General features: G+C 41.1%; 15 protein-coding genes. All 15 read right to left on the bottom strand.

The genetic code is table 11. The annotated features are described in order from the left end of the window. Positions 1-6 precede the first annotated feature (6 nt). Positions 7-2,106, bottom strand: coding sequence for a flagellar biosynthesis protein FlhA (gene flhA / locus L2737_RS05790; RefSeq protein ID WP_248955063.1), 2,100 nt, complete (start codon positions 2,104-2,106; stop codon positions 7-9). 116 nt (positions 2,107-2,222) lie between these two features. Further along, a complete protein-coding gene (flhB, locus tag L2737_RS05785) occupies positions 2,223-3,353 on the bottom strand; it encodes a flagellar biosynthesis protein FlhB (protein ID WP_102529023.1) in 1,131 nt (376 codons plus the stop codon). A 7-nt stretch (positions 3,354-3,360) separates the two neighbouring features. Next, entirely contained in the window at positions 3,361-4,167 is an 807-nt protein-coding gene (fliR, locus tag L2737_RS05780; protein WP_102529022.1) for a flagellar biosynthetic protein FliR, read from the bottom strand. Between the two features lie 4 nt (positions 4,168-4,171). Further along, positions 4,172-4,441, bottom strand: coding sequence for a flagellar biosynthesis protein FliQ (fliQ, locus tag L2737_RS05775; RefSeq protein WP_102529021.1), 270 nt, complete (start codon positions 4,439-4,441; stop codon positions 4,172-4,174). 12 nt (positions 4,442-4,453) lie between these two features. Next, positions 4,454-5,200 carry a flagellar type III secretion system pore protein FliP gene (fliP, locus tag L2737_RS05770; RefSeq protein WP_102529020.1) on the bottom strand — a complete coding sequence of 249 codons (747 nt, stop codon included), beginning with the start codon at positions 5,198-5,200 and terminating at the stop codon, positions 4,454-4,456. A 5-nt stretch (positions 5,201-5,205) separates the two neighbouring features. Beyond that, positions 5,206-5,565, bottom strand: coding sequence for a flagellar biosynthetic protein FliO (fliO, locus tag L2737_RS05765; RefSeq protein WP_428848380.1), 360 nt, complete (start codon positions 5,563-5,565; stop codon positions 5,206-5,208). 114 nt (positions 5,566-5,679) lie between these two features. Then, positions 5,680-6,069, bottom strand: a complete 390-nt coding sequence (gene fliN, locus L2737_RS05760; RefSeq protein WP_102529018.1) for a flagellar motor switch protein FliN — start codon at positions 6,067-6,069, stop codon at positions 5,680-5,682. A 6-nt stretch (positions 6,070-6,075) separates the two neighbouring features. Then, positions 6,076-7,101 carry a flagellar motor switch protein FliM gene (gene fliM / locus L2737_RS05755; protein WP_102529017.1) on the bottom strand — a complete coding sequence of 342 codons (1,026 nt, stop codon included), beginning with the start codon at positions 7,099-7,101 and terminating at the stop codon, positions 6,076-6,078. 27 nt (positions 7,102-7,128) lie between these two features. Beyond that, complete coding sequence (gene fliL, locus L2737_RS05750; protein ID WP_248955061.1) at positions 7,129-7,653, bottom strand: flagellar basal body-associated protein FliL; 525 nt, start codon at positions 7,651-7,653, stop codon at positions 7,129-7,131. Between the two features lie 98 nt (positions 7,654-7,751). Then, positions 7,752-9,362 carry a flagellar hook-length control protein FliK gene (locus L2737_RS05745; protein ID WP_248955060.1) on the bottom strand — a complete coding sequence of 537 codons (1,611 nt, stop codon included), beginning with the start codon at positions 9,360-9,362 and terminating at the stop codon, positions 7,752-7,754. 233 nt (positions 9,363-9,595) lie between these two features. Next, positions 9,596-10,042 (bottom strand): flagellar export protein FliJ, encoded by a 447-nt coding sequence (gene fliJ, locus L2737_RS05740; protein WP_102529014.1) that lies wholly within the window; start codon positions 10,040-10,042, stop codon positions 9,596-9,598. Beyond that, a complete protein-coding gene (fliI, locus tag L2737_RS05735; RefSeq protein WP_229369247.1) occupies positions 10,042-11,379 on the bottom strand; it encodes a flagellar protein export ATPase FliI in 1,338 nt (445 codons plus the stop codon). The genes fliJ and fliI overlap by 1 nt, the downstream gene beginning before the upstream one ends. After that, on the bottom strand, positions 11,348-12,466 hold the full coding sequence (fliH, locus tag L2737_RS05730) for a flagellar assembly protein FliH (RefSeq protein WP_248955059.1): 1,119 nt from the start codon (positions 12,464-12,466) through the stop codon (positions 11,348-11,350). The genes fliI and fliH overlap by 32 nt, the downstream gene beginning before the upstream one ends. 85 nt (positions 12,467-12,551) lie before the next feature. Next, entirely contained in the window at positions 12,552-13,598 is a 1,047-nt protein-coding gene (fliG, locus tag L2737_RS05725) for a flagellar motor switch protein FliG (RefSeq protein WP_248955057.1), read from the bottom strand. Further along, complete coding sequence (fliF, locus tag L2737_RS05720; protein WP_283108281.1) at positions 13,588-15,207, bottom strand: flagellar basal-body MS-ring/collar protein FliF; 1,620 nt, start codon at positions 15,205-15,207, stop codon at positions 13,588-13,590. Before fliF ends, fliG begins: the two co-directional genes overlap by 11 nt. Positions 15,208-15,259 lie beyond the last annotated feature (52 nt).

Genomic DNA, 15,259 nt, shown 5'->3' with positions numbered 1-15,259 from the left:
TCATCGCTATTGCCCTACCGCAGATACTATGCGTATTTGCTTTTCATCAGGTATTTCTTGGTAAGAAATAACCCGTAAATTCGGGATAGTATATTTAACAAATCGTGACAGCGTTGACCTTAGCATACCTGATGTCAATAAAATGGCTGGTTGTCCAACCATTTCTTGCTTCTGAGAAGCATCTAATAATGACTTCTGCATGCGTTCTGCAAGGCCTGGTTCGATATTTGGCCCTTCACCGCCTGTCGCCTGCATAGACTTGTGCAACATCTGTTCCAACTCTGGTGCCAATGTAATGACAGGTATCTCTAATTCAGGCCCAGATATTTCTTGAACAATCATTCTCTTCAATGCAATACGCACTGCAGCGGTTAATACTTCTGTATCATTACTCTTTGTACCGTATTCTAACAGGGTTTGCACAATTGTGCGTAAATCACGGATAGAAACACCTTCATTTAGAAGGTTTTGCATCACTTTAACCACAGAACCCAATGGCATGATATCTGGAATAAAGCCATCAACTAACTTAGGCGAGTTTTTACCTAACATATCCATTAACTGCTGTACTTCTTCATAACCCAGTAATTTAGCCGCATTGTTAGTCAATAGTTGGCTGATATGGGTCGCGACAACTGTTGCCGTGTCTACCACGGTATAACCTAAGGTTTGAGCATGTTCTCGCTGCTCTGGCGCTATCCACACAGCTTCTAATCCAAATGCAGGATCTGTTGTTTCAATGCCATCAAGCTTGCCATACACTTGCCCAGGATTGATCGCGAGTTCACAGTCATGGCGAACTTCAGCCTCTCCAACCACGACTCCCATTAACGAAATACGATAACAGTTAGGTGATAAATCAAGGTTGTCGCGAATATGCACCGCTGGTACTAAGAAACCTAATTCTTGTGATAATTTCTTACGCACACCTTTAATACGACCTAAAAGCTCACCACCTTGACCTTTATCCACTAACGGAATTAGACGATAACCCACTTCAAGTCCGATAGTATCGACATGCTGAACGTCTTCCCAGCTGAGTTCTTTAGGCTCTGCATCCTTAATTTCTGCTGGGCTTTTAACCGCTTGCTCAAGCGCTGCGGTTTTGTTGTCATTATTACGCTTATAAATCATATATGCAGCAAAGGCTGTAATAAAAGCGAACGTTAAGAATGCAAAATGAGGCATTCCAGGCACGATACCCATGACAAACAATACGCCTGATGCTATCGCCATTGACTTATGGCTAACAAACATCTGGCTTATCATCATGCCGCCCATATCACCCGATTCATTTTGACGAGTCACCATCAATGCAGCAGCGATTGATAACAGTAGCCCAGGGATTTGAGCGACTAAGCCGTCACCAATGGTCAATAAAGTGTAGATTTCAACAGCACTGGAAAAATCCAACCCATGTTGAACCATACCGATCACAAAACCACCGAGAATGTTAATCACCAAAATCATGATACCCGCAATGGCATCACCTTTAACAAATTTTGATGCACCATCCATCGCACCGTAAAAGTCAGCTTCTTTGGTCACTTCAGCGCGGCGTACGCGAGCTTGATCTTGCGTTAATGTGCCAGCATTTAAATCGGCATCAATCGCCATTTGCTTCCCTGGCATGGCATCCAATGTAAAACGGGCGCTCACTTCAGAAATACGCCCAGCACCTTTGGTAACAACGGCAAAGTTGATGATAATAAGAATCAGGAAAACCACTAAACCTACAGCGTAGTTACCACCAATAACCACAGAGCCGAAGGCTTCAATGACTTTACCCGCGGCATCACCACCGTTATGACCTTCCAATAACACGATTCGGGTTGAGGCAACATTGAGTGCCAATCTAAGTAGCGTTGCGACTAACAGAACGCTGGGGAATGCGGCAAAATCTAATGGTCTATCAGAATAAATAGCGACAAGCAGTACAACGAGTGCTAAAGCAATGTTGAATGAAAACAAGATGTCCAACAAAAAGGCAGGCATGGGCAAAACCACCATACCGAGTGCTGCAAGCACTAATAATGGCGTACCTATACCTTTAAAAGTACTTAATCTAACTTGTTTAATTTGACCTAATGCTGCTTTTACATCCATCAGTAGGAAACCTTTATAGTAATATTCTTGACGCTGACAACAGTAAAATGCAATTACTAAGCCAAAAGAATAGTTTCAAAAGGGCCGCTGGATTAATTGAAGGTTTTGTAAACGATTTAGTGTTTTAAATCATCAGGGATAGGTTGATTGATTGGCACGGGCTTAGGTCGCTTGCCCCTACCTTTTTGATACTGCTTGAGCTGGAATACATATGCCAAAATTTGTGCGACTGCAGTGAATAACCCTTCAGGCACTTGTTGGTCAATTTTCGTCGTATGGTATATAGCACGTGCTAAAGGTGGCGCCGACACAATCGGCACTTCATGCTCTCTGGCAATTTCACGAATTTTAAATGCGACATCATCAATGCCTTTCGCAATTAAAAAAGGCGCAGCTGACTGACTAACATCGTATTTTACCGCTACAGCATAATGTTCAGGGTTGACCACTATAACATCTGCATTTGGCACTTCAGACATCATCCTTTTGTTGGCCATCTCGTGCTGCATTTGTCTAATTCGGCCTTTTACTTCAGGTTTACCCTCAGTGTCTTTGTATTCATCTTTGACTTCTTGCTTGGTCATTTTCAATTGTTTATTGTGATTCCATATTTGAAATGGCACATCAATCACCACAATAAATAGCATTGAAGAACATAACAGAATAAACATCCATACTAACAACTCTAGTGCATGGTAAACGTTACCAGGTAGATGATCTGTCGAGAGTGTCATTATCTCAAAGAAGTAAAAACTCAATAAAAAATAGGCTGACACAGCCACTACAGCAAATTTAGCGATGCCCTTGGTCAACTCAACTAGAGCTTGTGTACCAAACATTCGCTTAAATCCTTTAGCAGGATTCATTTTACTGCCTTTGGGCATAAAAGCTTTAACTGAGAACGTCATACCACCCAGAATGATATTACCGATAAAAGCAATTAAGGCGAGAAATGCAATAAAACTGATGAGTGGAAAAGCAAGTTCATTGCCAACCACTCCCCAAACCAGAAACATTGAGTTGGTATCAAATATTTGATCCCGCTCCATGGTCAATATTTGTGTCATGATAGTGTGCAGACTTCGGGCAAGATTAGGCCCAACGATTGCGAACCCTACAGCTGATGCTAATAAAACAGCCGCTGTACCTAACTCTTTAGAGCGTGCCACCTGTCCTTTTTCACGCGACTGTTGCAGTCGCTTGGCGGTGGGGTCCTCTGTGCGTTCTTGACCTGTATCTTCTGCCATCAGTAACCTACTGAGTTAATGAGCCGTCAATTTGACAGGTCAATTGCAAAATATCACACATCAATAATTGGCCTCGCAGCCAAACCTCATCGAAATGAGACATGATGGGCCCTAATGTAAGCCACAAAATCAATAACCCGCTTACCATTGTTACCGGGAAGCCAATGGCAAAAATATTCAGTTGAGGCGATGCGCGCGTCATCACACCAAATGATAAGTTAATCAGCAGTAATGCGACGATTGCTGAAATCGACATCGTTAACGCCGCACCAAACATATAACCACCAAACTCGGCTAATTTTCGGTAATTAGTAATGCTAAAACCCTGATTTGAAATGGGGATAGTATCGAAACTCGCCACCAGCATTTTAAACATCAACAAATGTCCATCAACGGCGAGAAAAATCAACGTAGCCAGTAATAAAAAGAAATTACCTACAACTGGTGTTTGCTGACCTGAACTAGGATCGACCATAGAGGCAAAACCTAAACTGGTTTGCATACCAATAATCTGCCCCGTTAGTACAAAGGTTTGCATCACTAAAATAGTCACAAACCCCATAGCAGTACCTATGAGTATTTGCTGCGCAGAAATGAATACAGCACTTAATGAGAACAACTCGATAGGATCAACTGGTGCTGGAAGTACAGGTGCTACGGCAACAGTAATCGCAACAGATAAAAACAAACGGACTCTTGCTGGGGTGGTATTGGCACCAAAAACGGCCATAACCATTAACATTGAAGATATTCTAAATAACGGCCAAACATATGCGGCTATTGTTCGACTGATTTCTTCAAATAAAATTTCCACAGGACTAACCTATCACCTGAGGGATCATATTCACCATAGTGTAAAAAAAATCCATCATGGTTTGCACTAGCCAATGGCCGAGAAACATCAACGAAAATAGCGTAGTTAATAATCTAGGAAGGAAACTTAATGTCTGTTCATTGATTGAAGTTGCGGCCTGAAATACAGCCACAATCAGACCTATAAATAAGCCAGGTAAAATAATTGCCGATACAATCAGGACAATTACAGATAACGCTTCACGAAAAATATCAATCAGTGACTCTGGTGACATCAGTAACGCTCCCTATCTACCAAAACTGTTTGCCAGCGTTCCTAACACCAATCCCCAACCATCAACCAATACAAACAGCATTATTTTAAATGGGAGTGACACAATCATCGGCGACAACATCATCATACCCATTGCCATTAAAATACTCGCAACCACTAAATCAAGAACTAAAAATGGCACAAATAACATAAAGCCAATTTGGAATGCAGTTTTTAATTCACTGGTAATAAAAGCAGGTACCAATACACTCATTGGCGCTTGTTCTGGCGACGCAATATTGGTGTAGCCGGAAATTTCAATAAAGGTTTCTAAATCTGTGGTTCTGACTTGAGATAACATAAATGCACGCAGCGGCTCTTTACCGACTTCATAGGCTTGCTGCATTGTTAAAGATTCATTGATATAAGGCTCTACAGCTCGATCGTAAATTTGATCAAAAACTGGCGCCATAATAAAGAATGTCATGAACATACTCATACCAATGAGTACTTGATTAGATGGTGTTTGCTGTAACCCCAAAGCTTGACGCAAAATAGATAGCACTACAATGATCCGCGTAAACGAAGTGAGCATTATCACCATTGCAGGGATAAAACTCATTGCCGTCATCAGCAGCAATATTTGCATTGTTACAGAATACTCAGTACTACCATCAGCACCGGTTGAAACCGTAACGGCTTTTAATATTCCATCTTCAGCAAAACTCAATGGCGTAAAAAAAACAGCGGCAAATAAGACTAACACTATCCACTTTTTCATTATTGCTATTCCTTAGCCTGCTCTTTTTCTTGTTGACTGGCTTGCTGTTTGGCTTGCTTTAACCTGCTAGCAAAAGACGTCGTTTCGAGATTAACAGCCGTATCGAGCTTTTCAATCAAATTCACTTGCTGAGCAGTAACGCCGAGTAAATACTGCTGCCCTTCTAATTCAATCAAAACAATTTTTTCTTTTTGGCCTAAAGGGGTCATCGCAACAGTTTTTATCACCCCCTGATTTGATTGAACCAAGTTAAGCTTTTTAACGATATAAGCTAATACAAAAATAATGGCGATAACAAGAATCAGCCCACCCATCATGCTTGATAATGCAGCGATATTCGATGTTTCAGCACCACGGATGGCTATTTCTGAATTGGCTGATTCTGAATTTGACGCTTCAGTGACAGCAGAACTTGCCACCACTAATAGACTAACTGCATTTAGCACAAATGAACCCTTAACTGATAATTTGAAATTATTTTATTTTAGCTTTTTGATTCGTTCAGTTTGACTAATGACATCCGTTAAACGAATACCGAACTTATCATTGACCACAACCACTTCACCATGAGCAATTAAAGTGCCGTTTACCATTACATCTAGAGGTTCGCCTGCCACTCTGTCTAATTCCACTACTGAACCTTGGTTCAACTGCAGTAAATTACGAATACTGATAAAACTGCGCCCGACTTCCATCGAGATTGTCACAGGAATATCCATGATGCTATCAAGCTTATCAGCTTCTGCTTGAGAAATAGGGCTTGACTCATCTACGAGCTCATCGAGTTCTACTTGTTCGGCAACATTGGCCTCTTCAAGTGCTTGCTCTGCCATTGCCGCAGCCCAATCGTCAGTATCATCGCTCATCATGTCACCTTATAATTCTGAAATATCACGCGCTTTACCTTTGCGCGTAATTAACTGTAGTTCTGATTTAGCGGTCTCAGGACGAGGAATTTTCTCGCTGATCTTCAACGCTAAGTTATCTCTAGATTTACCTAATTTACATCGATAAGTGGGTAAATCCTCAATTCGCATCATGATGTGCTCAGGTAATTCAATCGGTATAACATCCCCTGCTTTGAATTCCATGACATCACGAAGTTTGACTTCATGCTCGATGATATTGGCATCAATACCGACCTGTACATCCATAATTTCATCACGTAAGGCTTGTCCCCAACGCATGTCAGTATCTTGCTTATCACTTTGAACACCCGCATCAAGTAACTCACGGATAGGTTCAATCATTGAATATGGCATGGTGATATGAAAATCACCACCGCCTCCATCAACTTCAATATGGAAAGAATTAATCACCACAACTTCTGTGGGACTAACAATGTTCGCCATAGCTGGGTTGACTTCTGAATCCAAATACTCAAATTCAACATCCATGACTGGAGCCCAAGCATCTTTATAATCTTCAAAAATAATTTTCAGCAATAATTGAACAATACGTCTTTCTGTTGGCGTAAATTCACGGCCTTCAATTTTTGCATGGAAACGACCATCACCACCAAAGAAGTTGTCTACCAATATAAAGACTAAACGCGCCTCCATGGTAATCAGGGCAGTCCCTTTAAGTGGGCTAAAACGCACCATATTAAGACTAGTAGGAACAAATAATGTATGGACATATTCGCCAAACTTAAGCATTTGTACACCATTAATTGACACTTCAGCAGCTCTGCGCATCATATTAAACATACTAATTCGTAAATGGCGGGCAAAACGCTCATTTACAATTTCCAGCGTCGGCATTCGTCCACGAACAATGCGGTCTTGAGAGGAGAAATCATAGACACGAGTATCCTCACCGTCGTTAATGTCATCCTCATCAACATCATCGACTCCGTGAAGCAGCGCATCAATTTCGTCTTGGCTTAATAAATCACTCACATTATCACCTTGTCTTATTCACTGGTGTTATTGCATCACAAAACCAGTAAATAGTACTTTTTCTACTATTTTGCGGCCAGCTACAGGTTGTAGTGTATTTTGCACATTAAGTAGCGCTAATTGTCTTAGTTCGTCCTTACCAGCCTGAGTACTTAGCTTTTGTACATCTGCAGCACTAAACGTGGTTAATAAAGCATCTTCAATTAATGGAATGTGCATTTTCGCAGTTTGACCATCATCGCCACGTACCATCAATTGTACTTTTATTTCCACTAGGCGAGCTCGATCAACCCCAGGAAGGTTAAACAAAAATGGCCTCGGCATGCCGACATAATTAGCCTTGCCTTTTTTAGATTCATCAACTTCGGTTTCAGCTGAACTTGCAGTACCAGGAGTTGCAGGAATTGACTCCTCATCGCCTCCTAGAAAAAATAATGCCGCGCCTGCAATCAGACCAATAACGACGACACCGATAGCAATAAAGATAATCAGCTTTTTCTTACTTTTAGGTTGGTTTTCTGTTGTTAACTCTAGAGATTCTTCTTCAGCCATCATTTATTCCATTTTATGTGCTGCCACATTGGTAATAATCTCATCTCAATTATTACAGGGCTTTGACTGCATTAACGTAATGGCTATAGATTACCGACTTAGGCGTAATAATCTATAGCTGAATTGCTACTCTTTGCATGTTTTGTAGCAATCTCGAGTTCTTGTGCTGAAATTTCATCCAGCATATTCTCGCCACTGCTGTTTTGTTCATCATACTCGGATTTTTTCTGGCTTTCGCCATCTTGAGATACATGGCTGTCAGCAAGTTGTAATCCTTCCTCAGCCAGCATTTCTCTCAATTTGGGAATCGCTTGCTCAATGAGGTCTTTTGTCTGAGATTGAGCTACTTGGAACTGTACTTGAGTTTGCTCACCGTTAACTTGAACTTTTACTACCATGTGCCCAAGCTCGGCTGGATCTAGACGAATTTCAGCATGCTGAACGCCTTGCCCAACCATAGTGATAAGTTGTTGTTTCATTACAGGTGCAAATTTTTGAATCATATCCTGCATTTGCACTACGGACTCAGCCCCTTGACGTAACGAAAGTTGAAATTGAGGTACATCACTTTTGTGCTGTGGTGTAAAACTGCTTTGATTTTGTAGTGCTTTTACATCTATCGTTTCACTCTCTTGCCCTAGTTCAGCAAGTGTTGATTGACTTGAGTTAGCTGCTACATTAACCATGGCATTATTAAAGGCGACTTTGGAGGTTGGTTTATCTAATGCCACACTTATCTCGGCTTTACTAAGATTCACAGGGGCACTTTCTTTATCTTCTTTCTTAGCTAGTTTATTCGTATCAGCTATGACTTTTGAATCAGCCACAACTTTCTCAGCATTCGCAACCTGAGCTGAAGCGGCAGTATAGTTCGCTGTATCAGTGGCATTCGCAGCACCTTGGACATTATTGGCGATATTAGATGTTGAGTTAGCAAGTTTAGCTTTTTCAGCAGTAATTAAATCAGCATTGGCCTCTGTAACAGGGATTGTTGCTGTCTGGTTATTGAGTTTCCCATCGATTAACAAAGGTAAGGCTTGGTTATCAGTGATGCTGACTTGTTGATTATAGGCATTAATTAGTTTGTTCAGTTCAGCAGCACTTAAAGCGGCAAGATCTTGTTCACTCATCGAAGAAAATTGAGTCAATGCATCTAGTTGCTCAGTGTTCAGTGAACTTAAAAAAGAAGTGGTATTTATTTCGGCACCTAACTCTTTATCAATATCATCAATACCCGTCTCAATAGCCTTTTCAATACCTATATCAATTCCTATGTCAATTCCTGCTTCTTTCGGCAAAACATCAACTGCGAGCTCATTAACCAGTAAACCCTTTTCAATTGAATGCTGAGCCTCTTCAGTTAACACTAATTCGCTATCGGCTTGAGAAAGCACTAACTCTGACAACTCAGATTCAAGCGGCAAGACTTTGCCACTTTTTTCAAAATCTGCCTGAGTATCGAAATTTTCAGCTAAATCTATTTGAGCAAAAATAAGGTCAACATCCGAACCTTCTGCTGATGGAGCATTGATACTCGCTGGTTGTTCATTAGTATTTAGACTGAGCTTAGTTTTATCTACATCCACTTGTGATGCTTGATTAAAGACAGATAAAAAAGACTGTTTATCATCGAGTTGCACGGTTCCTGAAACCTGCGAATTGGTGGTTTTGCCACTATTTCCCAATAAAATACTGCTCATTTGTTGCATAACAAACTCCACTCAACATCACTCATAACGAACCAATTGGTACAACAATCGGATCCTGATAACAGTCACAAAGCTGACACTTCACTAACTAACTCTATAAATAAGCAATTAAAATGCCAGCTTATTAGAATATTGGGTTTTAAGGTTATTTACTCTTTCATCGCAAGGTAACTATCAGACTGAAAAATGAAAGTTTTAGAGTCAAGTTTTGAGCGTTAAGTTTAAGAAGATTTCTAGCGAGGTTTTTTACGGATGAATTGTTGCATAGCAAATTCATCCGATGCTTTTTGTTCACGTTTATTTGCAATTATTTGCGCTTTTAATGCATTTTTTTCTAGTAACATTTCCACAGCTTTACGTTTTTGCTGCTTTTCTTGCCAATGTACTTGGCGATAACCCGTTTGTTTTTCAGTTTCTTTTACTGCATTTACTTGTTGAATGAGCGCTTGATCGACTTGCTTAATAAATTCATGAAATGAATGGTATTCACTGGCACTTAAAGTTTTGCCTTGGGTTTCACCCATTTGCTTCATGTATTCAAGACGATAGTTATTCAGTGCATCTAGCTGACCTTGGCATTTTTGCTGCTCAAGCTGGGCAGACTTTAATTGCAAAGCAGCTTGCTCTTCAGCTTCTTTATTGATTTTTAATACTGTCAACAGAGGATCAGCGCGGCGCATTATTTACATTGGGCAGCGATTTGCCCCACCATAGTTTGGCTATCATTAAACGAGATAACATCTTTAAAACCCTGTCTTAAAAATGCATTCATCGCAGGTTGTAATCTAATGGCATTGTCTATTCGCGGATCGCTACCTTGAGAATATGCTCCAATGGATATGAGGTCGCGATTTTGCTGATAGGTAGAATACATTTGCTTAACTAAACGCATCGATTCTAAATGTTCTGGCGCAATCACCATTGGCGCAACACGACTAATAGATTGTTCAATATCAATAGCTGGGTAATGACCAGAATCAGCAAGTGTGCGAGATAAAACAATGTGACCATCAAGAATCGCTCTTGACGCATCTGCAATGGGATCTTGCTGATCATCACCTTCTGTCAGTACAGTATAAAAAGCAGTAATGGAACCTTGTCCAGGGCCTCCGTTACCTGCCCGTTCAACAAGTCTTGGTAATTTAGCAAATACTGATGGTGGATAGCCTTTTGTTGCTGGCGGTTCTCCAACAGCTAACGCCACTTCACGTTGTGCCTGAGCATAACGGGTTAAGCTATCCATCAATAATAACACGTTGTACCCCAAGTCACGAAAGTATTCAGCTATACGAGTGGATGTTTCACAAGCACGAAGACGCATTAATGGCGAAGTGTCAGCTGGTGCGGCTACAACAACGGAGCGAGCCCGTCCTTCTTCACCAAGGATCTCTTCAATAAACTCTTTTACCTCACGACCACGCTCGCCCACTAGCCCTACAACAATAATGTCAGCAGTTGTCCCGCGAGTCATCATGCCTAATAGCACACTTTTACCCACACCGGAGCCAGCAAATAAGCCCATTCGCTGACCCTTACCCACTGTTAGCATCGCATTGATGGCCCTTACCCCTACATCTAAAGGTTCAGAAATGGCACGTCTAGCAAGTGGATTAATTGGCGGTGCATGACGAGAAGCTTGTTGATCTGTATTTAATGGCCCTAAACCATCAAGTGGTGAACCACTGCCATCAAGCACTCTGCCCAACAAACTCAGTCCGACATTCAAACTTGACTGCTCACCTAATGGCCGCACTCTTGCCCCAGGTAGTACACCTCTTAATTCATCAACGGGCATTAAATACAACAGCTCGTCATCGAACCCGACCACTTCGGCAACTAATTCACCCGCCATAGTTTCTATCGAGCATAAACTGCCCACAGGTGCTCTGCAGCCTGTAGCTTCTAATGTTAAGCCCACAACACGCACTAACTGCCCACTGGCTACCGGCCTAAGTGGGCTGACTTTTTGACTTTGGTTTTTGAGTTTATTCAGTAACTGATGTTGACGGCTTTGCATTGTCTTGTACCTCATCAGTTTCTAAAATTTTGGACTGCTCATCTGCACCATTTTCAATTGCTGTTGTGTTATGAAGGTCAACTGAAGAATCTGCAACTTGGAAACTTTGATCTTTTATAGATGATTCTTCTATCAATGGTTCATGACGAGTTGCTTCTTGCAGACTTGTATCATTCTCACTGATTTCTGAATCAGTCACTTCAGTAATTTGACTGTTTTCCGTCGTTAAGCTTGAAGATTGCCTTTCTGGTAAGTGATCCACGACCTCAGTCGTATATTGCGGATGTTCAGTTTTTATCGTTTGCACATTTGCTTGAATGCCAGAGGCTTGCTCATGTAGCTCTTGCAATACCTGACGCATTCTCTCTTCTACCCGCAAATCAACGCTTGAACGCATGCTATTGATAATACAATCACCTGGATTTAATGAAGGGTCAGCTTCAATGTCCCAATGATTTTTTTCTAATTGTGCATCACTGTATAATTGCATCACTAAGGTAGCATCATCTGGATGCAGTCTGAGTTTAACCTGTTGCTCTTTAATCGGCAGGGAGTCAACACCTTGACGCAAGACTGATAAAATATGCTCAGGATGGGTTTTGAGTTCATGACCAACAATAGATTTAGCTAGGTTGATTGCTAACTGTAATACTTCTGCTTCAATTTCAGCATCAAGTAACATTAATGGTTGCTCGAATTGTTTTACCAATTGAGATAATTTCTCGAGCACTTCATTGACTTTAACTTGGCCAACTTCATAGCCTTGTTGTTCCCCCTGAGCAAAGCCTTCAGCGTGCCCGACTTCAAGACCTTCAAGTTTACCTTGTTCAAGACCTTGGCTGTGACCTGCTACTTTTCCTTGCTCAAACCCTTCCTGCTCAGCTTCAACTCTGATTTGTTCAATTTCTGCCATGGTTGGAGGTAGAAGCGGTTTTTCTTCTGATTTAGCAGGTGGGTTTTGGCTACCTAAGTGTCCAAATAAATTAGACGGAGAGTCTGTTTGATCTTCGGTGACATCAGGCAATTGCCAATGACTGAAATCTAAGTCATCATTTTCGATTGATTTATTGGTTTTAGATTCCGTCATGGATATGCCTAATTTCTACAGCGATTAATGGTTTTATATTGCAGCTAAACGGTAATGGCTTATGGATAAAATTATAATGATGGCATTATAAGAACTCTTCACCACCACCGCCACCAAGCATAATTTCACCACTATCACTTAAGCGACGAGCAATTGCGAGAATTTCTTTTTGGGCCACTTCAACTTCACTGATCCTAATAGGTCCCATTGCTTCAAGATCATCACGTAATAATTCACCGGCACGTTTAGACATATTACCGATAATTTTATCTGACAATTGGTCATCAGTGCCTTTTAATGCCTTCATCAGCACATCTTGCTGTACTTCTCTTAGTAAAACTTGAATTCCGCGGTCATCAACATCAATCAAGTTTTCAAATACAAACATAAGATCTTGAATTTGCTGAGCCATCTCTTCGTCTGATTCACGCATTGTTTCCATAATCTGGCTTTCAACGCCTGTATCTAAGAAGTTCATAATATTAGCAGCAGCTTTAAGTCCACCCATTTTCGCTGCTTGTGCGCCGCCTTGGCCTGCGAACTGTTTCTCCATAATATCATTCAATTCTTGCAATGCAGCTGGCTGTACTTCTTCTAAATTAGCAATACGCATCATCAGATCTAAGCGAGTATTTTCAGGAAACTGACTGAATATTTCTGCTGCCTGATCAGGTTCTAGATAAGATAAAACAATGGTTTGAATTTGCGGATGCTCATTTTGAATGATGGTTGCAACTTGACGTGCATCCATCCATTTTAATGAATCTAAGCCTTTAGCACCGCTACCCATGATAATTTGTTCAATTAAATTACCGGCTTTATCTTCGCCAAGTGCTGCTGTTAAGGCTTTTCTTACGAACTCTTCACTATTAAAACCAATAGACGAGAATTTTTGAATTTCTTCAAGAAATAACTTATGTACGCCAATGACTTTTTCTTGACCAAAGTCTTCCATGGCCGCCATAGACATACCAACTTTTTGAACCTGTTTTGGTTCCAAGTGTTTTAGTATTGAAGCCGCGTCAGCTTCACTTAGGCTTAACAGTAAAATAGCGGTCTTTTCAGTTCCCGTTAAATCATCTGGGTTAAACCCTTTAGTAGCCTCTGCTACCGCAACTTCATCATTTGCCATCTTCTTGTAACCAACTCTTAATTACTTGGGTAGAAAGTTCAGGTTCATTTGCCACTAATGCCCGTATTGACTTAATCATATCATCATCTTTATGAAGATTTGGAATTTGAATTGAGCCATCATCTGCATAACTATAATCAGCTTGCTGAGTATTGAGCATTCCGAGTGTATCTGCAGCATATTGATCTTCAATCTCAGCCAATTCATGACCTAAGCGAGCCTCTTCTGGCATTTCAACTTCATTGGCTTTCAGCAACTTATTCAACATTGGTCTGATAACAAATAAAATCAAGACTAATACCAATAATGCACCTAAAACCAGTCTTACCGCGCGCCAAAACCAAGGTTGCTCCCATAATTCAGGCTCAGGTAATGCTTCAATTAATTGATCCATAAATGGAACGGTAACCACTTCTAAAGTATCACCACGTTGGCTAGTAAAGCCCATAGCCCCTTCCAGTAAACGGCGAATATTCGTCAGCTCTTGTTCGGTTCTTGGCACTCTAGTGACCACACCATTTTCATCAACCGCACCTGGTTTATAATCAATCGCCACTGACACGCTGACTCGTCTTACTTGGCCAACTTGCTGACGTGTATGACTAATTGTGGTGTCTAACTCAAAGTTACGGGTCGCTTCACGGTGGCTGTCACCACTGACTGAGGTAGTTTCTGCTTCACCGACTTCTTGTGGGATGTTTGATTCCATTGGCGGTTGATTTGATAAAGCGCCAGGAATACCGCCCATTGATTGACCTGATGAATTACGTTCAATGGTCATTTCACTACGAATCGCAGGTAAATCAGGTGAAAAGCGTTTGGCCGTTTGTTCAACCGCAGTAAAATCCATGTTCACATCGACCTGAGAAGTAAAATTTTCAGGTCCTAATATCGGCATTAAAATCGATTCGACTTTATTACGATACTCAGCTTCTTTCTGTTGAACCAATTCTTGTTCGCGGCGCGCTCTAGATGATGCCGCATCTTGGCTGCCTGAATTTAATAAACGGCCATTAGAGTCAGTTACAGTCACTCTCGTTGGGTCTAAGCCCTGTACTGCTGAAGCAACAATATCGACGATAGAGTCAATTTCTTCTTGTCCTAAACTGCCTCGACGAACATTGACCACAACAGTTGCACTTGGTTTGGATTTATTGCGGGCAAAAACATTTTCTTTTGGCAAAGCTAAAATAACTTTAGCGCGAGTTACGCTATTTAGTTCTTCAATTACTCGGGCTAAATTGACTTCTTGGCTTTGCTTTAAGCGTGCTTGCTCCATTCGTTGGCTAACACCGAAGCCACTGTCTTTACTTAGGTAATCTGTTGGCTGGCTTGATGCTTCAACGCCTGCACGAGCTAGTAATAGTTTTACATTTTGATATTTGTCTTCAGGAATACTGACGACATCACCAGAAATTTTATAGGCAATTTTATTTTTATCCAAAACGTCCAACACTTGGATCATTTCGTTTGTTTCCATTTGACCTAACGGTCTGTACTCAGGCTCTTGCGCCCACATCATCATAAATACAGCCAATACCAAACAAACGGCTAATGCCAGAATCATAGTAATTTGACGCATAAAATCAGCACTACCAAAAGAACTCATCAAACCAGGTTTGTTTTCCTGCTGAATCCCTGTGCTACTAGCGGTATCTGAA

It is taken from the genome of Shewanella electrodiphila, assembly GCF_023283985.1.
Lineage (GTDB): Bacteria > Pseudomonadota > Gammaproteobacteria > Enterobacterales > Shewanellaceae > Shewanella > Shewanella electrodiphila.
Note: the sequence above shows the minus strand (reverse complement) of the source record. Positions and strands in the feature narration are given on the sequence as shown.